A 22,765-nucleotide genomic window follows, 5' to 3' on the forward strand; every position below is an offset into this window, starting at 1 on the left:
TGGGCGCATGCTCGACTATGACCGTGAGGCGGCCTCGTACGACGCGACACGCGGCGGCGAGGCCAGGGCCGGGGCCGCGGCGGAGGCGATCGAGCGGCTGCTGCCGCCCGGCGCGCGGGTCGTGGTGGACGTGGCGTGCGGCACCGGGATCGTCACCACGCGGCTGCGGCGGGCCGGGCGGCTCGTCGCGGGCGTGGACCGGGCGGCCGGGATGGCGGCGGTCGCCGCCTCGCGGCTGCCCGGCGGCGTCGTGCGGGGCGACGCGGCGCGGCTGCCGTTCGCCGGCGACTCGGCCGACGCCGTCACCATGATCTGGCTGCTGCACCTGCTCGACCATGACACGTCGGCGGCGGTGCTGGCCGGGGCGGCGCGGGTGCTGCGGCCGGGCGGCACGCTGATCACCACCGTCGACAAGACCGACGCCGTCTACCGGGCCGGTGACGAGCGGCTCAGCCGGGCCCGTGACGCGCACGCGCCGCAGGCGAGCGACGCGCTGGACCGGGTGCTCGACGTGGGCTCCGGGTGCGGGCTGGCGATGGCGGGCCGCACCACGTTCGCGGGGGTGGGACAGGGGCGCAGCCCGCGCGCGTGGGCCGACCTCCTCGGCGGGAGCGGCCTCGGCTGGACCCGGCACGCCGACCCGGCCGTCGTCGCCGGGCTGCGCGAGCACCTGGCCGGGCTCCCCGGCCAGGACGTGCCGGGACCCGACCCGGTCTACACGCTGCTCGCGCTGGTCAAGGCCTAGGAGGCCGGCGGCCGGGCCGGCTTGACCTTGACGCTACGTCAACGTCTCTAATGGAGGCATGCTGATCGGCGAGCTCGCCGCGCTGGTCGGGGTGTCGACCCGGACCGTGCGCCACTACCACCACCTCGGCCTGCTGCCCGAGCCCGAACGCACCTCGGGCGGCTATCGCGCGTACCGGATGCGCGACGCCGTGCTGCTGGCGCGGGTGCGGCGGCTGGCCGAGCTCGGGCTGTCCCTGGACGAGATCCGCGACGTGCTGGCCGACGACCAGGGCAAGGACCTGCGCGAGGTGCTGCGCGAGCTGGACGACGACCTCGCCAGGCAGCAGGAGGCGATCGGGGCGCGGCGGGCGCGGCTGGCGGCGCTGCTGGAGGAGCCCGAGCTGGGCGCCGACTCGGCCGTGTCGCCCGAGATGGGCGAGGTGCTGCGCGACCTCGCACCCGACGGGTCGGCCTTCGCCCAGCTCGACCAGGGGATGCTCGCGCTGCTCGACACCGTGGCCGACCCGGAGGACCGGGAGTGGGCGCTGCGGGCGCTGCGGCCCTTCACCGAGCCCGGGGTGGTCGAGCGGGTCCACGAGATGTACGCCAGGCTCGACGAGATCGCCGGGGCCGACCCCGGCGACTCCCGGCTGCCGGCGCTGGCCGCCGACCTGGCCGCGCACATCCCGGCCGAGCTGGCCGGGGCGATGAGCGGCAGCGAGGAGTGGATGGACCTGGTGTTCGCCGAGCTGACCCCGGCGCAGGCAGTGGTTTTCAGGCAGGTCGTGGCGTTGCTGAAGAAGGAGGGCTGATGGACCGGGTACGCCGGATCATGGACTTCGACCGGAAGGGGATGGCCAGCCTGGTGCTGTGGGCGCGGCGGCGGCGCGACGGGGTGCCGCCCGGCGCCGTCGAAGTCTCCTACTCGCGGGAGCAGTCGACCACCATGATGGTCTTCGCGTTCGCCATGGCCGTGGAGCTGATCGCCGTCGAGGTGCTGCTCCAGGCCATGGACGTGGACCTGTGGGTGCGGCTGGTCGTGCTGGTGCTGGACGCGTACTCGCTGCTGTTCGTGCTCGCGATGATCGCCGCCTGCGTCACCCGGCCGCACGTCGTCACCGGCGGCGAGCTGCGGATCCGCTACGGCGCGTTCCTCGACGTCCGCGTCCCGCGCGAGCTCGTCGCCTCGGTCCGCCTCGTGCGCAGCTACAACGAGACGGGCCTGGTCACGGTCGCGGACGGGCGGCTGGGCGTGGCCGTGTCGTCGCAGACGAACGTGGTCGTCCAGCTCACCGAGCCGATCACCGTGACCCGGCCGCTGGGGCAGCGGGCCGAGGTCACGGTGATCCGGTTCTTCGCCGACAGTCCGGGCGACCTGGTGGCCGCGCTGAAGTCGGCCGAGCCGAGCCCCGCCTAGCGGCAGCGGCCGCCGTTCAGGTGGAAGACCTCCGGGGCCGGGTTCGGTCCCGGGGTCGCGGCACCGACGAAGCCGAACGTCACCGAACCGCCCGGCTTGATCCGCGCGTTCCAGCCGAGGCCCTTCGCCGTCACCACCGGGCCCGCCTGCGTGACCTCGGCCGCCCAGGCGTGCTTGACCTGCTGCGCGCCCGGGAACGACCAGCGCAGCGTCCAGCCGTCGATCGCCCGGTCACCGGTGTTCTCGATGACGACCTGGCTGGTGAAGCCGCGCGGCCACGAGCCGTGCGCGGTGTAGCGGACCTCGCAGGAGGCCCGCGCCGAGCGGTCGGCCAGGAAGGACGAGATCCAGGCCAGCGGCGAGTTCCAGTTGATCGTCAGCTCGTTGGTGGCCCAGGACTCGATGTGGTCGATGTAGCAGAACTGCGGCTTGCAGCCCTGGAGCAGCCGCTGCGCCAGCGGGTCCTGGATGGCCGAGTTGGGGCCGCCCGACAGGGTGCCGCGCGGCGGGTTGGGCAGCGCGGGGTCGAGCTGGCGGGCGTACCAGCGGCTGTGCTGGTTCTTCGACGCCACCTCGCCGTAGCCGGTGACGTACGACTGGTTGAGCGCGTTGCGGCCGAGGATGTAGTCCATGCTCTCGCGGACGGCCGCGCGATACTTCTCCTGCCCGGTCAGGTCGTACGCGGTCGCCAGCACCACCATGTTGTTGAGGATCAGGTTGTTGGACCCCCAGTCGAACGACGGCGGGTCGTACGGCATGCCGTACGGGTGCTCGCGCTGGATCTCCAGATACTTGTCGGCGCCCTCGACGACCGAGGCACGCACCCGCTCGCGGTCCGGCAGCGCGTTGGGCACGGTCGCCAGGTCGAGGCGGCCGAGCGGCGCGGTGAAGCCCCAGTCGAAGCCGCGCTCGCGCCAGATGTCGCCGGTGTGGTGCGGCGAGGCGAGCACGTACTCCTGGAACGCCTTCTCGCCCGTCGTGATGAACAGCTCGGCGGCGGCCCAGTAGAACTCGTCGCTGACGTCGCCGTCGGCGTAGGAGCCGCCGCCGACGCCGTCGTTCGGGTCGGCGTACTTGTCCGGGTTCGCCACGGCGGCGGCCCAGGCGGCGCGCGCGGCCTTGAGGTTGCGGGCGGCGAAGGCGGCGTCGTACGGGGCGAACAGGCGGGCGGCCTGCGCGGCGGTGGCGGCCAGGTTCAGCGTGGCCGCGGTGGACGGCGGGTGCAGCTCGCGGGGCTGCGGGTCCAGGTGCGGCATCAGCGGCAGCCCGGTCCAGGCCCGGTCGTGGATCTTGTGGTGGGCCATCCCGGCCAGCGCCTCGCCCTCGGGCACCTGCATGCTGAGCAGGAACTCCTGCTCCCAGCGGACCTCGTCGAGCACGTCGGGGACGCCGTTGCCGCTCTCGGGGAGGGTGAGCTGGCCGTCGGTGAAGGCGGCCTTGTCCCGCTCGTAGGCGGCCATCAGCTGGTAGGCGGAGATGCCGCCGTTGACCACGTACTTGCCGTGGTCGCCCGCGTCGTACCAGCCGCCCTTGACGTCGAGCGTGTAGTCGCAGACGCCGGGCTGGCAGGGGACCTTCGTGTCGCCCTGGTTGGGCTCGACGCCCGCGTGACCGGCGGGGCGGCCGTAGCCGGGGCGCAGCTCGTCCAGGATCTCGACGCCGCTGCGCTGGGTGTAGTAGAACTTCAGCGCGTCCACCCGCATGTCGTCATACAGGCCGGGGGCCAGGTCGAACGGGCGGCTGGTCTCGCCGTCGGCCGTGAGCGTGTAGCCCTGGCCGGGCTTGGCGTAGGCGGTGAAGTCGATCGTGTGGACGTTCTGGCCGGAGCTGGCGTCCATGCCGCGCGGGGTGCTCGCGCCGGTGGCGACGGTCTCGCCGGCGGCGTCCTTGAGCTGCCAGTCCACCGCGTCGGTCTTCTCGGTGACGACGGTGGCCTTCTTGGGGCCGTCGGGCAGGTAGCCGACCATGTTCACCCGGACGCGCGGGCCGGTGTCGGGCTCGTACTCCTCCGGCTCGGCGCCGCCCTTCAGCGACACGTCGTCCATGCAGAACCTCCAGGGCTCGGCGCTGCCGCCCAGCTGGAAGACGACCTGGGCGTTCGGCAGCGAGACGGGGGCGGTGAAGGTGTAGGAGTAGTCGTTGCCCGACACGCTCAGCTCGGGGGCCGCCGACAGATACTGCGTCCACGGGTCCACGGGGAGCTGGATGAGGGCCCGGCCGACCTTGGCGGGGGTGGCGGAGGCGGTGAACGAGTAGGCGTACGTCTCGCCCTCGACGAGCGGCAGGTCGTTCTGGCCGATGATCACGTCCCACGGGTTGGCGGTGCCGCCGGGGATGTCGGCGCACAGGCGGCCGGTGTCGAGCTCGGGGGTGACGTTGGCGGTGCCCCACCAGGGGGCGGTGGAGGAGTCGAAGGTGCCGTTGACGATCTGCTCCGGGCCCTCGTCGGCGTGGGCCGGCGTGGCGGCGGCCAAGGGGAGCAGGAGGAAGAGGGCCGCTGCCGCGGCCCGGCGTAGGGTCATGGGGGGTGTCCTTCGGGAGGTTGGGAGCGCTCCCAGGATCTTGCGGCCGAGGCCGCCGCCCCGTCAACGGCCCCTTCTCACCGCCTGTGAAACTTTCCCGCCGCCTGCCTGGCCATCGCCGCGGACGAGCGTGAAACTTTCATCCGGCCATCGCTTCCAGCAGGTCGGCGGCCCGGACGGTGCCGCCCTCGGCGCGCGTCTCCTCACGCAGCAGCGCCGAACGCCGCGCCACCGCCGGGTCGGTCGTCAGCGCGGTCAGCGCCTCGCGCAACGCCTCCGGAGTCGCCTCGGCCGTGTCGAGGCGCCGGGCCACCCCCAGCTCCACCAGCCGGTCGGCGTTCATGAACTGGTCGACCGCCTGCGGCACGGCGATCATCGGGACGCCCGTGAACAGCCCCTCGCTGCTCCCGCCCATGCCCGCGTGCGTGACGAACGCGTCGGCCTGCTCCAGGATCGCCAGCTGCGGCACCCAGGAATGCACCTCCACGTTGCCCGGGATCGGCCCCAGCTCCGCCGGATCGGTGCGCCTGCCGATCTGCAGCACGACATGCCAGCCCGGCAGGTCACCGAAGGCGGCCAGGCAGTTGCGGTAGAACTCCGGCTGCTGCGTGTAGGCCGACCCGAGCGACACCAGCAGCACCCGCTCCGCGCCCGCCGGCTTCGTCCAGCTCTCCCGCGCCCCCAGGCACGGGCCGACGAACGTCACCACGTCCGTGTCGACCTCGTCCGCGTGCGGCTGCATGGCGCGCGGGATCGTCGCGATGCAGCGCGGCGGATGGCCGGAGAAGTCGTCCATGTCGGTCGTCGTCGCCCCGTTGCCGGCCAGCCAGCCGGTGAACTTCGCCCGGTAGCCGTCGGCGCCGGGAAGCTGCCAGATCTGCGCGGCCACGTCGTTGTCGTACTGCTTCCAGGCCACCATCGCCGGGGAGAGCTGCACGATCGGGCGGCCCTGCGACTCGGCCAGCGCGCGGGCCGCGTAGGAGCCGATGTCGTACAGGTAGAGGTCGGCGGGATCGCGGTCGTAGACCTCGCGGAGCTGCGGCAGCATCTGGATGTTGTCATCCAGGAACACGCCCATCGCCTCGATCGGGTCGTCCGGCCAGTCGTAGTCGGCCACCGGCAGCGTCGACCGGTAGGCGACCAGCTCGGCGCCGGTCGCCGTGACCACCTCGCGCACCGACGGGTCGTTGGCGTAGGTCACCCGATGGCCGCGCGAGGCGAGCTCCCGGATGATCTCCAGGCTGGGCAGGACGTGGCTGATCGCGGGGATGCCGACCATCGCGATGTGCATCCGCCGATCCTATCGGCCTGCCGCCCGGCCGCCCGGCCCGCGCGGCCCGTGTCAGGCGCGCCCGTCACACGCCCGGGGCTTGCGGGGCCGTTCCGGCTTGCCCAGCGCCTTCATCAGCTCCGCCGTGAGCGGCCCCATCCCGTACGTCCTGTCCGACAGGCGCAACGGCTTGTCCCCGGGCGGCAGGACCCGGTTGCCCGAGCACAGCCCCGTGGTCAGCCCCTTCTTCCCCTTCCTGGCGAACACCAGGTAGCGGGTGCCCTTGGCGAACTGGTAGCCGCAGGCCGCGCTCTGCGCCCTGGTGCGCACCTGGGTCCTGACGCCCGGCGACCCCTTGTACACGTGGTCGACGCGGAGCGTGGCCACCACCTCACCGCCGTCCAGCATCGGCTCCACCACGCGCACGCCCGTGGCCGTCGCCGTGAACACGGCCGACGACCCGCGCACCAGCTCCTTCGGCTTCGCCACCGCGCAACTGCACGCGGCGGCCGGACCGGCGACGCCCACCAGGAAGCCCGCCACCATCACGAGCACGACGAGAACACGACTCATGCCCTCACACACGTACGCCGGCCCGCCCCGGTTCACCCAATGACGCGCCGCGTCACAGGGGGAGGCCGCCGGTGGCCGCGTTGGTGGAGCCGGTGGAGCGGTAGGCGTCGATGGTGCGCTCGGCGATGCGCATCTGGTGGATCTCGTCGGCGCCGTCGGCGAAGCGGGCCCAGCGGGCGTGCTGGAACATGTGGGCCAGCGGCGTGTCCGTGGAGTAGCCCAGGGCGCCGTGGACCTGGATGGCCCGGTCGACGATGCGGTTGAGGCTGCCCGCGACGAAGTGCTTGGCCATGGACACCTCGGTGCGGAAGTCCTCGCCCTTGTCGATCTTGGAGGCGGCGTGCAGGACCATGAGCTTGCACTGGTAGAGCTCCATGGCGGAGTCGGCGATGAGCCACTGGACGCCCTGCTTGTCGGCCAGCAGCGAGCCGTGGCTGTAGCGGTTGAGCGCCCGGTCGACCATCATGTCGAGCGCGGTCTCCGCCTGGGAGATCCAGCGCATGCAGTGGGCGAGGCGGGCGGGGCCGAGACGATACTGGCCCAGGCGGTGGCCGTTGCCGCGTCCGCCGAGGATCTGCCCGGAGGGCACGCGCAGGTCCTTGATGACGATCTCGCTGTGGCCGGTCGAGCCGTGCATGGTCTCGATCTCGCGGACGTCGTTCCAGCCGTCCTGGGGCAGGTCGATGAGGAAGGCGGTGTTGGCGCCGCGGGCGCCCTCGGGGACGTCGGGCTCGGTCCTGGCGATGAGGATGGCGAAGCTGGCCCGCCGGGCGTTGGAGATGAACCACTTGTGCCCGTTGATGACCCATTCGTCGCCGTCCTGGACGGCGTTGGTGCGGATGAGCGTCGGGTCCGAGCCGGCGACCTCGGGCTCGGTCATGGCGAAGCACGACATCTTGACGCCGTCGAGCAGGGGCCGCAGGTACTTGTCCTTCTGCTCGTCGGTGGCCCAGTGCAGCAGGGTGTGCATGTTGCCCTCGTCGGGGGCCTGGCAGTTGAGCACCCACGGCCCGAGCCGGGTCTTGGCCGCCTCCGACTGCACCATGGCGAGCTCAACGTGGCCCAGGCCCATGCCGCCCCACTCCTCGGGCATGTGCGGCAGCCACAGCCCTTCGGCCTTGGCCTTCTCGCGCAGCTTGAAGATGCCGCGCAGGTAGGCGTCGCGGTCGCTCTCGCGCAGCTCCTCACTGGCAGGGATCACGACCTCCTGGATGAAGGCGCGCACCCGCTTGCGGATCTCCTCGTGCTCGGGGGCGAGGGTGAAGTCGATGGCCATGTCGTTCTCCTATTGGTCGGGATAGTGGCAGGCGACGAAGTGGTCGCCGCCGTTCAGCGGGCGGATCTCGGGCTCCTCCGCGGCGCACCGGGCGGCGGCACGGGGGCAGCGGGTACGGAAGCGGCAGCCGGTGGGCGGGCTGACCGGCGACGGCGGCTCGCCGCTGATGAGCCGGTCGGCCGGGGGCAGGCCGAGGCCGCCGCCGGGGATGGAGGCGAGCAGCGCCCGCGTGTAGGGGTGGGCGGGGCGGGCGACCAGCTCCTCGCTGGGGGCGAGCTCGCACGTCTTGCCCAGGTACATCACCAGGACGCGGTCGCTGACGTTCTTGACCACGGCCAGGTCGTGGGCGATGAACACGAGCGTCAGCCCGAAGCGGGCCTTGAGGTCCTCCAGCAGGCCGAGGATCTGGGCCTGCACCGACACGTCGAGCGCCGACACCGGCTCGTCGCAGATCACCACCTCGGGCTCCAGCACGAGGGCGCGGGCGATGGAGACGCGCTGGCACTGCCCGCCGGAGAACTCGTGCGGCCGCCGCTCGGCCGCCGTGGCCGGGTCGAGGCCGACGGCCTCCAGGACCTCGTCGACGGCCAGGCCGTCGTGGCCCCACACGCGCGGCCCCTCGGCGACGATGTCGCGGACGCGGCGGCGCGGGTTGAGCGACGAGATCGGGTCCTGGAAGATCATCTGAAGCCGTCGCCGGGTGCGCCGCAGCGCCTCGCCGCGCAGCGTGGTCAGCTCGACGCCGTCCAGCCGCACCGAGCCGGATCGCGGCGGCGGGAGCTGGATGAGCGCCCGCGCGGTGCTCGACTTGCCGCAGCCGGACTCGCCGACGATGCCCAGCGTCTCGCCCCTGGCCAGGTCGAAGCTCACCCCGGACACGGCTCTGACGGTACGGCCGCGCCCGGCGGGGAACTCGACCACCAGGCCGACGGCCTGGAGCAGCACCTCGTCACGCGGGCGCAGGTGCGCCGTCCCGCTACCGGCCATGGCTGTCCGCCCCTTCGCTCTTCGTCATGGTCCTGCCCACCGGGTGCCAGCAGGCATGCAGGTGGCCGCCCTCCGCCACCAGCGGGGGAGCCTGCTCGGCGCACCGGTCGCGGGCGTAGGCGCACCGGGGCCGGAACGCGCAGCCGTCCGGCACGGCGGCCAGGTCGGGCGGCCGGCCGGGGATGACGCGCAGCCGGTGGTGCGCGGGGTCGGTCAGCCGGGGCGCGGCCTGGAGCAGCGCCTCGGTGTACGGCATGCGGGTGCGCTCGAACACGTCGGCCGCGGGCCCGCGTTCGACGACCTTGCCCGCGTACATGACGATGACCTCGTCGGCCCACTGCCGCACCACGGACAGGTCGTGGCTGACGAGCACCACGGCCATGTCGCGCTCCTCGCGCAGCCGGTGGACGAGCCGCAGCACCTGGTCCTGGACGGTGACGTCGAGCGCGGTCGTGGGCTCGTCGGCGAACAGCACGTCGGGCCCGCACGACAGCGCCATGGCGATGGTGACGCGCTGCCGCATGCCGCCGGAGAGCTGGTGCGGGTAGCGGCCGAGCGTGCGCGCCGGGTCGGGGATGCCGACGGAGGCGAGCAGCCGGGCCGCCTCCTCACGCGCCTGCCTGCGGCTCATGCCCAGGTGGACCCGGAGCGGCTCGGCGACCTGGGCGCCGATCGTGCGGACGGGGTTGAGCGCGGTCATCGGGTCCTGGAAGACGGCCCCCAGCCGGCGGCCGAGCACCTGGCGCATCCGCTCGGGGGTGAACGCGGTCAGCTCGTCGCCCTCCAGGTGGACGTGCCCACCGCGCGCCACGCCCGCGCCGGGCAGCAGGCCGAGGACGGAGCGGATCAGCATCGACTTGCCGGAGCCGGACTCGCCGACGACGGCCAGCGTCCTGCCGCGTTCGAGCGTGAACGACACCCCGTCCACGGCCTTGACGGGGCCGCGCGGGGTGAGGAAGTGCGTGCGCAGGTCGTCCACCTGGAGCAGCGCGCCGGTGAGCGGCCGGGGCCCGGCGGACGGCAGGACCGCCGGAGCCTGCCGCGCCGGTTCCAGGCCGCTTGGCCGCACGTCGCCGGCGGCCCGCAGCCGGTCGCCGACCAGGTTGAACGACAGCACGGTCAGGAACATCACGACCGACGGCGCGAGCACCACGTGCGGCGCGGTCTCCATCAGCGCCCGCCCCTCGTTGATCAGCCCGCCCCATGTGGGCGTCGGCGCCTGCACCGACAGACCGAGGAAGGCCAGGCTGCCCTCCGCGACGACGACCACGGCCATGCCGACGAAGGCGTACGAGGCCGCGGGCACGGCGACGTTGGGCATGATCTCCCGCCACAGGATGCGCCGGTCGCGCACGCCCAGCACCCGGGCGGCGAGCACGAACTCCCGCTCGGCGAACGACAGCGTCGCCCCGCGGATCAGCCGCGTCCACGCGGGCACCCCGAGGACGCCGAGGACGACGAGCACGTTGCGCAGGCTGGCCCCGGCGAAGGCGACCACGGCCAGCGCGAACACCAGCGCCGGGAAGGCCAGCGCCACGTCGTTGACCGCCATGATCACCGCGTCGGCGGCCCGCCTGCGGTACCCGGCCAGCACGCCGAGCGGGGCGCCGATGGCCAGGCCGAGGACGACCGCGCCGATGCCCACGCCCAGCGAGACGCGCGCCCCGTGCACGACCCTGCTGAGCACGTCGCGGCCGAGGCCGTCGGTGCCGAACGGGTGCGCGGCGCTGGGCCCGGCCTGGGGCGGCCCGGCCAGCGTCTCGTCGTAGCGGGCGATGGGCAGCAGGTCGGCCAGCACGGCGGCGGCCAGCACGAGCGCGATCCACGCGACGGCGATCCAGAACCCGGCCCCGAGCCGCCTACGCACGCCGGATCCTCGGGTCCACGGCGGCGTACACGACGTCGACGGCGAAGTTGACCAGCACGTAGCCGACGGAGATCAGCACGACGCCGCCCTGAACGGTCAGGTAGTCGCGGGAGAAGATGGAGTCGACGATGAGCCGCCCGATGCCCGGCAGCCCGAACAGCGTCTCGATGATCACGGTGCCGCCGATGAGCGCGCCCATGTTGAGCCCGACGGCGGTGATCAGCGAGATCGCCGACGGGCGCAGCGCGTGCCGCCACAGGATGCGGCGCGGCGACAGCCCGCGGGCGCGGGCGAGCGTGATGTAGTCCTCCTGGAGGGTGGCGATCAGGTCGGCGCGCAGCAGCCGCGCGTACACGGCGAGCTGCCCGCAGCCGAGCGTGACGGCGGGCAGCAGCACCGAGGTGATGTTCCACCCCAGATCCACCGAGATCGGCGTCCAGCCGGTGGCGGGCACCACCTGCCAGGTGACCGCGAACAGCAGGATGAGCAGCACCCCGAGCACGAACACCGGCGTGGACAGCAGCGCGAAGCTCAGCGCGGTCAGCGCCTGGTCGAGCGCCCGCCCGGCCCGGCGCGCGGCGGCGACGCCCACCGGGACCGCCAGCCCGAGCGCCACGACCTGGGCGGCCACGAGCAGCTCCAGCGTGACCGGCAGCCGCTCGGCCAGCTCGCCCGCGACCGGCGTCCGGGTGATGGGCGAGGTGCCGAAGTCGCCGGTGAGCAGGTCGCCGAGCCAGCCCGCGTAGCGGACGAGCAGCGGCTCGTCCAGGCCCAGCTCCTGCCGGAGCCGCGCGCGGGCCTCCTCGTCCGCGCCGATGCCGAGGATCTGCGTGACCGGGTCGCCGGGCAGCAGCGCGAGCATCACGTAGGACAGGAACGTCACCACGAGCAGCACGATCACGAGCCGGGCCAGCCGGTGCAGGACGATCACCGCGCGCTGACCCAGAGCTGCGTGAACGGGTGGTACGGCACGGGCGAGCCGGTCAGCGGCAGCCCCTTCTCGCCGTCGGGCAGCACCTGCTCGCCGATGCCGCGCACCTTGGTCCTGGCCACGACCGCGCCGGTGTCGAGGTGGTCGACGAACACGAACGGCACCAGCTCGCGCAGCCGCTCCTGGACGGTGGCGTACGCCTGCTTGCGGGCGCTCTCGTCCGGGTTCGTCCGGCCGAGGTCGAACGCCTTGCTGAGCTTGTCGTCCCGCAGCCGGGTGAAGTTCAGCGAGACCTGGCCGACGGGCTTGGAGTACGCCTGGTGCATCCAGATGTACTCGCCGTCGGGGTCGGGGGAGGAGAACTGCACCCACACGGTGGCGGCGTAGTTGCCGGTGACCGCCCGGTTGATGAGGTCGGCCTGGTCGGCCTGCTTGATCGTCACGTCCACGCCGGCCTTGCGCCACATGTCCTGGGCCAGCTCGATGCCCTGCATGGTGTTCGGGTCGGGGGTGGAGATGATCTCGAACGCGATCGGTCCCTTCTCCGCCTCGACCTCCTTGACCAGCGCGGTGGCCTTGGCCAGGTCGTAGCCGGGGTAGGCGCCGCCGCCGGCGTACCACGGGGAGTCGCGCGACCACGGCCCGTCGGCCGGCTGGGTGAGCCCGCCGCGCAGCGTCTTGATGATCGTCGCCCGGTCCAGCGCGTGCGCGAGCGCCCGGCGCACCCGCAGGTCGTCGAGCGGGGCGACGGCGGTGTTGAGCAGGAACATGTACTCCGGCACCGCCATGCCCCGGGCCCGATGGACGGTGTAGGCGTCCTTCTGGCCGCCGTACTTGGTGATGTCCTCGTCGCGGGTGGTGCCCATGGCGTCGATGCCGCCCGCTTCCAGGGTCTGCGCCCGGGTCTGGCTGTCGGGCAGGATGCGGAACTCGATCTCGTCCAGGTACGGCAGCCCGTCCCGCCAGTAGTCCGGGTTGCGGGTCACGACCATGCGGCTGTCGGGCACGTACTCCTTGAAGACGAACGCGCCGGTGCCGACGGGTTTGACGCTGGCCGTCCCGGGGTCGCGCAGCGACGCGGGCGGCACGATCATGCCGAGCTGGGCGGCCAGGTAGTAGGGGAAGGCCACCCACGGCTGGTTGAGCTTGACCGTGACCGTCATCGGGTCGGTGAGCTCGAAGGACTCGACGGGGACGAGGACCGCGTTGTTGAGCGGGGAGGCCTTCTGCGCCTCCAGGTTGGCCTTGACGACGTCGCCGGTCAGGGCCAGGCCGTCGTGGAAGGAGATGCCGGGCCGGACCTTGATCGCCCACTCGTCGTAGGTCTCGTTCGGGGTGAGCGACTCGGCGAGGTAGGGCTTCCAGTCGCCGTTCGCGTCAACGGTGACGAGGGGTTCGATGACGGTGCCGACCATGCTGTAGCTCTGCGAGGCGAACTGGTCGGTGACGGGGTTGAGCCCGTTGGCGTCGGCGCTGAGCCCGTAGACCAGCCGGCCGCCTCTCTGGGGGCCTGACGGCGCCTCCGACGACGGGTTTTCCGGCACGGCGACGGGCCGTTGCCCGCTGCACGCGACGAGCAGCAGCGTCGCCAGCGACAGTGCCGCGGGCCCTCTCCAGCGTTTCATCGACGCCTCCTCCCGGTCAGCCCCCGAGAGCAATTTCACCGATAGTACTATCGGTGAAATTCGACACAAGCCCCTTGGCTAGAGTTGTCGCCGGAGGTGCCCGTGACCCACACACCGCTCACCAGGAGCGAGGCCAAGGACCTGACCAGGCGCAGGCTGATCCGGGCGGCGCTGGCGATCCTCGACAAGGAGGGCGAGGCCGGACTGACCACCCTCAAGGTCGCCAAGGCCGCGGGCATCGCCCAGTCCACCTTCTACGTCCACTTCAAGGACAAGCAGGACCTGCTGCGCTCGCTCGGCGACGAGGGCGGCGAACGGCTGCGCCGGTCCATGCGCGAGGTCCGGCGGCAGGCGCGCGAGACCCACGACGCCGAACGGCACCGCGAGGCCTTCCGCATCCCGATCGAGGCCATCTGCCGCCACCCCGAGCTGCTGCGCATCCTCCAGCGGGCCCGCCACGACCCGGCCTCGCCGCTGCGCGAGTTCGCCATCGAGACGGCGGCCGCCTACCGCGACCACCACGCCGCCGACCTGGCCGCGCTCGGCTACACCGCCGACGACGAGCGCGACCGGCGACGCCTGGAGATGATCGCCGAAGGCGTCAACGCGGCCACCAACGCGCTGGCGCTCGGCCACCTCGAAGGCCGCTACCCCGACGTCGAGGAGGTGCTCGACGTGCTCGTCGCGCTGTCCAACGGGGCGCTGCGGCTGCTCAGGTCGGGAGCCTAGGCCGCCCAGTGGGTGGCCGGGAGCAGCGCCAGCTTGTTGAGGGCGGTCGCGACCAGGTCGGCGAAGACCGAAGCGCCGTGCTCGGAGGTGTGGGTGTCGTCCTGCTTCTCCCGCGACAGGTAGAGCGACTTCGACTCCTCCGGGCCCAGCGACTCGACCAGCTCACGGCTGTCGCGGGTGAGGTCGATGAGCGCCACGCCCTGCGCCGCCGCCACCGTGCGCGTCTCCGCCGGCAGGTCCACGCCCAGCCCGTTGACGATCAGCCCGTCGAGGTCCAGCCGGGAGCCGGTGAAACGGCGCCGCACGACCGGCGTCACCAGCACCGGCGTCGCGCCCCTGGCCTCGATGCCGTGCACGATCCGCGTCAGGTTGGAGCGGAACTCGACGGCGCTGGTCTGCTTGTCGTTGTGGCCGAACTGCACCAGCGCCACGTCACCGGGGCAGAGCTGGTCGCGCATCTCCGCCCACATCGCCGGATTGGCCAGGAACGACGCCGAGCTCTCACCCGACCCCGAATGGTTGACCACCGACAGGCCGCGCCCGAAGTGGCGAGGCAGCCGCTGACCCCACCCGGTGTAGGGGGCGGTCGCCTGGTCGGTGACCGTGGAGTCGCCCGCCAGGAACAGCGCCCGGCCGCGGGTGCGCGCCAGCTCGATCGCGCGCACCTCCGGGGCCGGGCCGGTGAACGTCAGCGTCAGCCCCGGACAGCCGTCGCCGTCGTAGCCGTTCTGCTGGCTCTCCGGCGTGCGGACGTTGACGGTGAACGCGTGCCGCGCCGGGCCGTCGCCGGGCGAGGCGATCGCCATCAGCCGGCGGGCCTCGGCCAGCACGTGTGTGGTCGCGCCACCGATCACGACGGACACGTCATAGTGTCCCGGGTCGACGTCGAAGATGCGGATGATCGGTGTCACGGGGTCCCTTTTATCGCCCGCCTGTGCTGAGTGGCAGGGCGATGGCGCGCTTGAGGATCTTGCCGGTCGGGGTAACCGGCAGCTCGTCCACGAACGAGACGTGCCGGGGGTATTTGTAGGCCGCCACCCGTTCGCGGACGAACGCGCGCAGCGTCTCGGCATCGACAGGCATCCGCAAGGCCACCACGGCGGCGATCTCCTCTCCGAGCTCGGGGTGGGGGACCCCGATCACCGCGGCCTGCCTGACGGCCGGGTGCTCGTAGAGGACCTCCTCCACCTCGCGAGAGTACACGGTATAGCCCCCGCGGATGATCACATCGCGTCGTCTGTCCACCAGGAAGAAAAAACCATCCCCGTCGACCCTTCCGAGGTCCCCGGTATGAAACCAGCCACCCCGGATGGCCTCCGCCGTGGCCGCTGGATTGTTCCAGTAGCCCTTCATCACGTTCGGGCCGCGGATGACGATCTCGCCCACCTCGCCGCACGGCACCTCGTGGCCGTCCTCGTCCACGACCCGCATCTCGATGCCGCGCACCGGCCAGCCGACCGAGCCGGGGCGGCGGCCGTCGCCGCTGCGGTTCGTGGCGGCCAGCGCCGAGGTCTCGCTGAGCCCGTACCCCTCGACGATGCGGCAGCCGTAGCGGGTCTCGAAGGCGCGCAGCACGTCCACCGGGAGCGGGGCGCCGCCGGAGACGCAGACCCGCAGCAGCGACAGGTCGGAGACGCCCGGATGGTCGAGCAGCGCGATGTACATGGTCGGCACGCCCTGCAGCACCGTCACCCCGTCGCGGCGGATCACCTCCAGCGCCCGGCCCGCCTCGAAGCGGCGCATCAGCGTCAGCCGCGCGCCCGCGTGCACGGTCGCGTTGAGCGAACAGGTCTGGCCGAAGGAGTGGTAGAGCGGCAGCGCCCCCAGCACCACGTCGTCGACGCCGAGCGCGTGCATGCGGGCCACGGTGGCGGCGTTGCCGCCCAGGTTGCCGTGGGTGAGCTCGATGCCCTTGGCCCGGCCGGTGGTGCCCGCCGTGTAGTGGATCACCGCGGTCTCGCCGTCGTCGCGCGGGACGACGCCCTCCTGCGGCGGCAGGCCGCGCAGCAGCCGGCGGAACTCGTCGGGGACGACGAAGAACAGGTCGGTGCGGGTGCCGGCGGTGCCCGCCTCGGCGGTCTCGGCGAACGCGTGCCAGGCGATCAGCAGCCGGGCCTGGCAGTCGCCCACGTACGAGGCGATCTCACGCTTTCTCAGCAGCGGGTCGAGCGGGACCACCACGGCCCCGACCCGCAGCACCCCGTAGTAGACGGCGGCGAACTCCGGCACGTTCGGCAGCATGATCGCCACGCGGTCGCCGGGCCCGACGCCGCGCTGCCGCAGCAGTGTCGCGATCCGCGCGGTCATCAGGTCGAGCGCGGCGTAGCTGAGCCGTGTCTCGTCCAGCGTGACGACCGTCCGTTCGCCGAGTCGCTCGGCGGACCTGTGGAGCCGGTCGGCGAGGTTCATGGCAACGACCGTACGCCGGGTGCCCCTCGGTCCTCATTGGTCGCGGTGGCCAGTCTTTTCCCGTCGGGATTGGTGGGGGGCAGCGCGTCCTGGAGGGCGATGGCGACCAGCAGCTCGACGAGGTCGTCGATGCGGCGCAGGCTGAGCCCGGTGCGCTCCTGGATGCGGCGCAGCCTGTACTGCGCGGTGTTGGGGTGGATCTGCAGCCGTTCGGCGGCGGTGCGCAGGTTGAGGTCGGCGGCGGCGAAGGCGCGGATCGTCGCGGTAAGCACGCCGCCGCGTGCCCGGTCCTCGTCCAGCAGCGCGGTGATGCGCGGATCGACCAGGTGGCGCGCGGTGTCGTCGGCGCGCAGCGCCAGATACTGGAACGCGGTGATCCGGGGGAGCGCGGCCACGCCGCCGCCCTCGGGCAGGAAGTCGAGCACCGCGCGGGCCTCCTGGTAGGCCTGCGGGATCTGGGCGGTGCCCGCGCCGACGGTGCTGATGCCCATCGCCAGCACGATGCCCTCGGCCAGCAGCGTCTCGCGCACCGCCTGGAGCCGGTCGCACAGCTCGCCGGCGTCGCCGCCGGGGCCGAGCACCGGGATGGCCACGATCTCCGACTGCCGCACCACCGACAGCGTCCGCCCGCCGGGGCCGCCGGACCTGGCGATGGCCGCGCAGGCCGCGTGCCGGGCGTCGGCGCCCCGGTCGGGCCCTCTCGGCACGGCCGTGCGCAACCCGAGCACGACGGCCACGACCACGAGCAGCGGCGTGCGCGACTCGGGCGCCAGGCCGTGCGCCTGGGCGGCGGCGAGCTGCGGTCCGCGCGTCGGCATCGCCCCGGCCAGCAGCGTCTCCAGCAGGTCGCGGCTCTCGCGCACCGCCTCGGCGGCGGCGTACTGCTGGAACTCCATGTAGGCGTTGGCGGCGTGCGTGCTGGCGAAGTCGCAGTAGCGCATGACCATCGCGGCCAGCGACAGCGCGGCCTCGTGGCCGGCGAACGAGCGTCCTGCCCTGGCCAGCACCGACTCCCAGAAGACCTGCTGGCCGACGCGGAAGGCGTTGATGTAGTCGGCCAGCGGGAGCCCGGCCCTGGCCCGGCGCATGGCGGCCTGCCGGGTGTGGGCGACGTCGTCCGGCGTCACCGTCCGCTCCTCCAGGAGGACGGCGAGCTTGCTGCCGTAGTGGCGCATCACCTGGTCGCGCACGTCGGCCAGGAACTCGGGGGTCCGGGCCGCGTAGGCGGGGATCTCGGCCCGCATGGCGGCCACCGCCGTGTCGGCCAGGTCGTCGAGGTCGGCGAGCAGCTCGGCGAGGATGCGCGCGCGCTCGGCGCGGACAGGCCCGGCGCCGGTGAACGTCTCCATGCCGGAAGCACTGGACATGCCCGGGATGATCCATGCCGGTAGCGGCGCGGTCAACGGGTTGTGACCGGTCCGAGACAGAGCCTGTGCTCCGACGACAACCTTCGCGGCGCAGGTTGGGTCACCGTGCCCAATGCGGTCATAGACGGCCGGATCCTACGCTGACCCCAATTGCAGAACAATCTTCCGCTCGCTGCGCCCCAGGAGGCCGGATGCTGGAAGTACACGATCTCACGGTCCGCTTCGGAGGCATCACCGCGCTGGACGGCGTCGGCTTCTCCGTCGCCGCCGGCGAGATGGTGGGGCTGATCGGACCGAACGGCGCCGGCAAGACCACCCTGTTCAACTGCCTCACCCGGCGCTGCGACGCCGACGGGGGAACGGTCCGCCACGAGGGCGAGGACCTCCTGGCGGTGCCGCCGCACGCCATCGCGGCACTCGGCATCGCCAGGACCTTCCAGAACCTCGGCCTGTTCCCCCGCATCTCCGTACGCGACAACGTCATGGTCGGCGCGCACCACCGGGGCCGCGCCGGCTTCCTGACGGCGGCGCTGCGGCTGCCCGGCGTGCGCGGCGAGGAACGCGGGCTGCGCGCCGAGGCCGACGCCGTGCTGGAACGCCTCTCCCTGTCCCACGTCGCCGACCACCCGGCGGCCGGGCTGCCGTTCGGCACGCTCAAACGGGTCGAGCTGGCCAGGGCGCTCATCGGCCGGCCCCGGCTGCTGCTGCTCGACGAGCCCGTCAACGGGCTCAACTCGGCCGAGGTCGAGGAGTTCGCCGGCACGCTGAGCGCGCTGCGCGACGAACACGACCTGACCGTGGTCGTCGTCGAGCACCACATGGGCTTCGTCATGGGCACCTGCGAGCGGATCGTCTGCCTCGACTTCGGCAGGAAGATCGCCGAAGGGCCGCCCGAGCAGGTGCAGCGCGACCCCGGCGTCATCGAGGCCTACCTGGGGACGGCGGTATGAGCGAGCTGACGGTCCACGACCTGCACGCCGGGTACGGCGGCGCGCAGGTGCTGCACGGCGTGAGCCTCACCGTGGGCGAGGGCGAGATCTGCGCGATCCTCGGCCCCAACGGCGCCGGCAAGACGACCCTGCTGCGCGCCCTGTCGGGCATGGTCAAGGGACGCGGCAGCGTCCGGCTCGACGGCGCCGAACTGCTCGGCCGCCCGCCCGACGCGCTCGCCCGCCTGGGCGTCGCCCACGTCCCGGAGGGGCGCGGCACGTTCACCCAGCTCACCGTCGAGGAGAACCTCCGGCTCGGCGCGTACGTCCGGCGCACCGGCGTGGAGGCCGACCTGGAGCGCGTCTACACCTACTTCCCCGCGCTGAAACCCCGGCTCAGGCAGGCGGCGGGCAGCCTCAGCGGCGGCGAGCAGCAGATGCTCGCGCTCGGCCGGGCGCTCATGCTGCGCCCCCGGCTGCTCCTGCTGGACGAGCCCTCCCTGGGCCTGGCCCCGCTCGTCACCAGGGAGCTGTTCCACATCGTGCGGGCCGTCAACGAACAGGAGCGGACCACCGTGGTCGTCGTCGAGCAGAACGCCCATCTCGCCCTCGGCGTCGCCCAGCAGGCGCACGTCCTGGAGACCGGCAGGATCGTGCTGTCGGGCACCGCGGCCGACATCCGGGCCGACGAGCAGGTCGCCCAGTCCTACCTCGGATACCGGGTCTAGCCATGGCCGGATTCCTGCAACAGGTCATCGTGGGGCTCGGCACCGGCGCCATCTACGCCAGCCTCGCCCTCGCGCTCGTGCTCATCTACCGGTTCACCGGGATCGTCAACTTCGCCCAGGGCGAGCTGGCCATGTTCTCGGCCTACATCGCCTGGCAGTTCACCGCCGCGGGCGTGCCGTTCTGGCTGTCGCTGGTGCTCGCGCTGGCCGTGTCGTTCGCGGGCGGCATGCTCGTCGAACGGGTGATCATCCGGCCGGTCGAGGGCGCGCCCGAGCTGACCGTGGTCATCGTCACCGTGGGGCTGTTCATCTTCGTCAACGCCGCCGCCGGCTGGATCTGGACGTTCCTCATCAAGGACTTCCCCAACCCGTTCCCGGGCGGCGCGCTGCACGTGGGCGGGATCAGCGTGGCCTTCTCCACGCTCGGCGTCCTGGCCGTCGTGGGGGTCGTCATGGGGCTGCTCTACCTGCTGTTCCAGCACACCAAGATCGGGCTGGGCATGCGGGCGGTGTCGGCCAACCCCGACTCGGCGCGGCTCGTCGGCATCCGCGTCGGCTGGACGCTCGCGCTCGGCTGGGGGCTGGCCGCCACCGTCGGCGCCGTGTCCGGCGTGCTCGTCGCGCCGCTGCTGTTCCTGGAGCCGAACATGATGGGCGGCGTCCTCATCTACGCCTTCGCCGCCGCCACGCTCGGCGGCTTCGACAGCCCGCTCGGCGCCGTCGTCGGCGGGCTCGTCGTGGGCGTGGCCGAGACCCTGGCCGGCGCGTACGTCAGCGCCATCGGGCCCGACCTCAAGGTCGGCGTGCCGCTGGCGATCATCCTCGGCGTCCTGCTGCTGCGGCCCCAGGGCCTGTTCGGGCGAGCGGTGGTGGAGCGGGCATGAGCGAGTCGACGCAGGTGAGCGACCGTACGACCGCCCGCGAGCAGGCCCCGGCCCGCCCGGCGGCGACCCGGTGGCGGTGGGCCGCGGCGGCGGCGCTGCTGGCGGCGGCCGTCTACGCGCCCTTCCAGCTCGTGCCGTTCCACGTCTTCCAGCTCACCATGGTGCTGATCTACGCCGTGGCGCTGCTCGGGCTGAACCTGCTCGTCGGGCACGCCGGGCAGATCTCCCTGGGGCACGGCGCGTTCTTCGCCGTCGGCGCCTACACCGCGGCGATCCTGCTCGACCGGTGGGACGCGCCCTACCCGCTGACCCTGCCCGCCGCCGCCCTGGTCGCGTTCGTGCTCGGACTGGCGTTCGGGGTGCCCGCGATGCGGCTGCGCGGGCTCTACCTGGCCCTGGTCACGCTGGCCATCGCGATCTTCCTGGTGCCGCTGCTCAAGCGGTTCGAGGAGGTCACCGGCGGCTCGATGGGGCTGTCGCTGGCCAAGCCCGCCCCGCCCGCGTGGAGCGGGCTCGCCGAGGACCAGTGGCTGTACTTCCTCGCCCTGGCCGTCACCGTCGCCGCGTTCCTGCTGGCCGCGAGCCTGCTGCGGTCCCGGGTCGGGCGGGCCCTGCACGCCGTCCGCGACGACGAGGCCGCGGCCGAGGTCATGGGCGTGCGGCCGGCGTACTACAAGACGCTGGCCTTCGCGTGGAGCGCGATGTTCGCCGGGATCGCCGGGTGCCTCTACACGTGGGTGATCGGGTTCGTCTCGCCCGACTCGTTCGTGGTCAACCTGTCGATCACCCTGCTGGCCGGGCTCGTCGTCGGCGGGCTCGGGTCGCTGTCCGGCCCGGTGCTCGGCGCACTGTTCGTGATGTTCGTGCCGAGCATCTCCCAGGACGTCAACGAGGCCGCGCCCGGCGTCATCTTCGGCCTCCTCATCATCGCGGTCATGTACGTCGCGCCGACCGGGCTGGCCGGGCTGGCCGGACGCGCCGCGAACTCGATCAAGAAGACCCTCCGGAAGGGGTAACGGCATGCGTTTATCTGCGATCGGCCGCACGGCGGTGACGGCCACCCTGCTGATCGCCGCGGCGGCCTGCGGAGGGCGGGACAGCGGCGGCGGAGACGCCCAGGCCACGGGCGCCACGGGCGGCCAGTGCGCCGGCCAGCAGACCACCGGCATCACCGACACCACGCTCAAGCTCGGCGGCATCTACCCGCTGTCGGGTCCCGCGTCCGCCTACGGCGCCATCCCCAAGGGCATCAAGGCCTACTTCGACTACGTCAACGCCGAGAAGGGCGGCATCGGCGGGCGCAAGGTCGAGTTCGTCGTGCGCGACGACGGCTACCAGCCGCCCAAGGCCGTCGAGGAGGCCCGCCGGCTGGTCGAGCAGGAGCAGGTGTTCGCCCTCTTCCAGACGCTCGGCACCCCGTCCACCACCGCGACCTGGGACTACACCAACCAGCAGAAGGTCCCGCAGGTCTTCGTCGCCACCGGCGCGTCCGTGTGGGGCACCGACACCGCGCACCCGTGGACCATCGGCTGGCAGCCCAACTACGTCTCCGAAGCCCGCGTCTACGCCCAGTTCCTCAAGCAGGAGCACCCGGACGCCAAGGTCGCCGTCCTCTACCAGAACGACGACTTCGGCAAGGACCTGCTCGGCGGCTTCAAGAACGCCATCGCCGGCACCGGCGTCACGATCGTGGCCGAGCAGAGCTACGAGGTCTCCGACCCGACCGTGGACCCGCAGATGCGCAACCTGGCCGAATCCAAGGCCGACGTGTTCCTCAACGTCACCACGCCCAAGTTCGGCTCCCAGGCGCTCGCCGCCGACGCCAAGAACACCGCCTGGAACCCGCTGCACATCGTCAACAACGTCGCCGCCTCCATCACCGTGCTCAAGCCCGTCGGCTTCGAGAACGTGCAGGGCGTCGTCTCCGCGACCTACTACAAGGACCCCGTCGACCCCACCTGGGCCGACGACGCCGAGATGAAGCTCTACAAGGCCAAGATGCAGCAGTACGCGCCCGACGCCGACCCGCAGGTGCCCTACCACGCCTTCGGCTGGGCCGTGGCCAGCAGCTTCCACAAGGCGATGGAGGCCGCCAAGTGCCCCACGCGCGAGGGGCTGCGCGACTCGGTCCGCAACCTGCAGGGGATTCAGGTGGACATGCTGCTGCCCGGCGTGAAGCTGGAGACCGGGCAGGGTGACGGCTTCCCGATCGAGTCGCTGCAGCTCATGCGGTTCAAGGGCGAGCGGTGGGAGCTGTTCGGCGAGGTGATCGACACCCGCAAGGAGTTCGGCCCGCTCACCGGCTGACGCTTCGAGCCAGGGCCGCCGTCTTCCCTCCGGGGGCGGCGGCCCCGGGCGGGTGACGGCGTCGAGCCGGTCGGCCTGGTCAGCGCAGTCAGGACCAGGCCACGGGATGACGGCCGCGGGGCGCTAGTGAGCTGACCGTGAGTATTCGGGACACCACATGAGGTGTGTTTCGTTTCAGATTGGCTGTGTGGTGGTGACGGTCTCCGGTTGCTGAGGTC

At 72.5% G+C, this 22,765-nt stretch carries 20 protein-coding genes; 9 read left to right on the plus strand and 11 right to left on the minus strand.

Annotated elements, in window-relative coordinates; all coding sequences use genetic code 11:
• Nucleotides 1-7 precede the first annotated feature (7 nt).
• The 3 genes from AB0J53_RS40305 to AB0J53_RS40315 are packed head-to-tail and all read left to right on the plus strand — an operon-like array spanning nt 8 to nt 2,143.
• A complete protein-coding gene (locus AB0J53_RS40305; RefSeq protein ID WP_364182375.1) occupies nt 8-745 on the plus strand; it encodes a class I SAM-dependent methyltransferase in 738 nt (245 codons plus the stop codon).
• A 58-nt stretch (nt 746-803) separates the two neighbouring features.
• The gene (locus AB0J53_RS40310; RefSeq protein ID WP_364182378.1) at nt 804-1,538 is read left to right on the plus strand and encodes a MerR family transcriptional regulator; all 735 of its coding nucleotides are present in this window, start codon (nt 804-806) and stop codon (nt 1,536-1,538) included.
• Nucleotides 1,538-2,143 carry a hypothetical protein gene (locus AB0J53_RS40315; RefSeq protein WP_219508392.1) on the plus strand — a complete coding sequence of 202 codons (606 nt, stop codon included), beginning with the start codon at nt 1,538-1,540 and terminating at the stop codon, nt 2,141-2,143. Before AB0J53_RS40310 ends, AB0J53_RS40315 begins: the two co-directional genes overlap by 1 nt.
• On the opposite strand, the gene AB0J53_RS40320 is transcribed toward AB0J53_RS40315, so the two are convergent.
• The 8 genes from AB0J53_RS40320 to AB0J53_RS40355 form a co-directional block, all read right to left on the minus strand.
• Nucleotides 2,140-4,665: a glycoside hydrolase family 9 protein gene (locus AB0J53_RS40320; RefSeq protein WP_364182381.1), complete on the minus strand. Its 2,526-nt coding sequence runs from the start codon at nt 4,663-4,665 to the stop codon at nt 2,140-2,142. The two genes, AB0J53_RS40315 and AB0J53_RS40320, sit on opposite strands and share 4 nt — an antisense overlap.
• 139 nt (nt 4,666-4,804) lie before the next feature.
• Nucleotides 4,805-5,956, minus strand: a complete 1,152-nt coding sequence (locus AB0J53_RS40325; RefSeq protein ID WP_364182384.1) for a macrolide family glycosyltransferase — start codon at nt 5,954-5,956, stop codon at nt 4,805-4,807.
• Between the two features lie 51 nt (nt 5,957-6,007).
• A complete protein-coding gene (locus AB0J53_RS40330) occupies nt 6,008-6,508 on the minus strand; it encodes a hypothetical protein (RefSeq protein ID WP_219508394.1) in 501 nt (166 codons plus the stop codon).
• A 52-nt stretch (nt 6,509-6,560) separates the two neighbouring features.
• The gene (locus AB0J53_RS40335; protein WP_364182388.1) at nt 6,561-7,784 is read right to left on the minus strand and encodes an acyl-CoA dehydrogenase family protein; all 1,224 of its coding nucleotides are present in this window, start codon (nt 7,782-7,784) and stop codon (nt 6,561-6,563) included.
• A gap of 9 nt (nt 7,785-7,793) precedes the next feature.
• Nucleotides 7,794-8,771, minus strand: a complete 978-nt coding sequence (locus tag AB0J53_RS40340; protein WP_364182391.1) for an oligopeptide/dipeptide ABC transporter ATP-binding protein — start codon at nt 8,769-8,771, stop codon at nt 7,794-7,796.
• Complete coding sequence (locus tag AB0J53_RS40345) at nt 8,761-10,638, minus strand: dipeptide/oligopeptide/nickel ABC transporter permease/ATP-binding protein (protein ID WP_364182394.1); 1,878 nt, start codon at nt 10,636-10,638, stop codon at nt 8,761-8,763. The genes AB0J53_RS40340 and AB0J53_RS40345 overlap by 11 nt, the downstream gene beginning before the upstream one ends.
• A complete protein-coding gene (locus tag AB0J53_RS40350) occupies nt 10,631-11,569 on the minus strand; it encodes an ABC transporter permease (protein WP_364182396.1) in 939 nt (312 codons plus the stop codon). The genes AB0J53_RS40345 and AB0J53_RS40350 overlap by 8 nt, the downstream gene beginning before the upstream one ends.
• Entirely contained in the window at nt 11,566-13,194 is a 1,629-nt protein-coding gene (locus AB0J53_RS40355; RefSeq protein ID WP_364182399.1) for an ABC transporter substrate-binding protein, read from the minus strand. Before AB0J53_RS40355 ends, AB0J53_RS40350 begins: the two co-directional genes overlap by 4 nt.
• Nucleotides 13,195-13,296: 102 nt before the next feature.
• Between AB0J53_RS40355 and AB0J53_RS40360 the strand changes: the two genes are divergently transcribed.
• Nucleotides 13,297-13,923 (plus strand): TetR family transcriptional regulator, encoded by a 627-nt coding sequence (locus AB0J53_RS40360; RefSeq protein ID WP_219508399.1) that lies wholly within the window; start codon nt 13,297-13,299, stop codon nt 13,921-13,923.
• Here the strand turns inward: AB0J53_RS40360 and AB0J53_RS40365 are convergent.
• From AB0J53_RS40365 to AB0J53_RS40375, 3 genes are read right to left on the minus strand one after another with little or no spacing between them, the layout of a single operon-like run.
• Complete coding sequence (locus AB0J53_RS40365; RefSeq protein WP_364182403.1) at nt 13,920-14,834, minus strand: rhamnogalacturonan acetylesterase; 915 nt, start codon at nt 14,832-14,834, stop codon at nt 13,920-13,922. The genes AB0J53_RS40360 and AB0J53_RS40365 overlap by 4 nt on opposite strands.
• A gap of 10 nt (nt 14,835-14,844) precedes the next feature.
• Nucleotides 14,845-16,332, minus strand: a complete 1,488-nt coding sequence (locus AB0J53_RS40370; protein WP_219508401.1) for a long-chain fatty acid--CoA ligase — start codon at nt 16,330-16,332, stop codon at nt 14,845-14,847.
• Nucleotides 16,329-17,699, minus strand: a complete 1,371-nt coding sequence (locus AB0J53_RS40375) for a helix-turn-helix domain-containing protein (RefSeq protein ID WP_364182406.1) — start codon at nt 17,697-17,699, stop codon at nt 16,329-16,331. Before AB0J53_RS40375 ends, AB0J53_RS40370 begins: the two co-directional genes overlap by 4 nt.
• A gap of 191 nt (nt 17,700-17,890) precedes the next feature.
• Here AB0J53_RS40375 and AB0J53_RS40380 point away from each other — a divergent pair, with 191 nt between their 5' ends.
• The 5 genes from AB0J53_RS40380 to AB0J53_RS40400 are packed head-to-tail and all read left to right on the plus strand — an operon-like array spanning nt 17,891 to nt 22,547.
• Complete coding sequence (locus tag AB0J53_RS40380) at nt 17,891-18,649, plus strand: ABC transporter ATP-binding protein (RefSeq protein WP_364182409.1); 759 nt, start codon at nt 17,891-17,893, stop codon at nt 18,647-18,649.
• Complete coding sequence (locus tag AB0J53_RS40385) at nt 18,646-19,356, plus strand: ABC transporter ATP-binding protein (RefSeq protein ID WP_364182412.1); 711 nt, start codon at nt 18,646-18,648, stop codon at nt 19,354-19,356. Before AB0J53_RS40380 ends, AB0J53_RS40385 begins: the two co-directional genes overlap by 4 nt.
• 2 nt (nt 19,357-19,358) lie before the next feature.
• Nucleotides 19,359-20,240, plus strand: a complete 882-nt coding sequence (locus AB0J53_RS40390; RefSeq protein ID WP_364182415.1) for a branched-chain amino acid ABC transporter permease — start codon at nt 19,359-19,361, stop codon at nt 20,238-20,240.
• On the plus strand, nt 20,237-21,256 hold the full coding sequence (locus AB0J53_RS40395; protein WP_364182418.1) for a branched-chain amino acid ABC transporter permease: 1,020 nt from the start codon (nt 20,237-20,239) through the stop codon (nt 21,254-21,256). The genes AB0J53_RS40390 and AB0J53_RS40395 overlap by 4 nt, the downstream gene beginning before the upstream one ends.
• 4 nt (nt 21,257-21,260) lie before the next feature.
• Complete coding sequence (locus AB0J53_RS40400; RefSeq protein ID WP_364182421.1) at nt 21,261-22,547, plus strand: ABC transporter substrate-binding protein; 1,287 nt, start codon at nt 21,261-21,263, stop codon at nt 22,545-22,547.
• Nucleotides 22,548-22,765: the final 218 nt, after the last annotated feature.

It is taken from the genome of Nonomuraea sp. NPDC049725, assembly GCF_040674795.1.
Classification (GTDB): Bacteria; Actinomycetota; Actinomycetes; order Streptosporangiales; family Streptosporangiaceae; genus Nonomuraea; species Nonomuraea ceibae.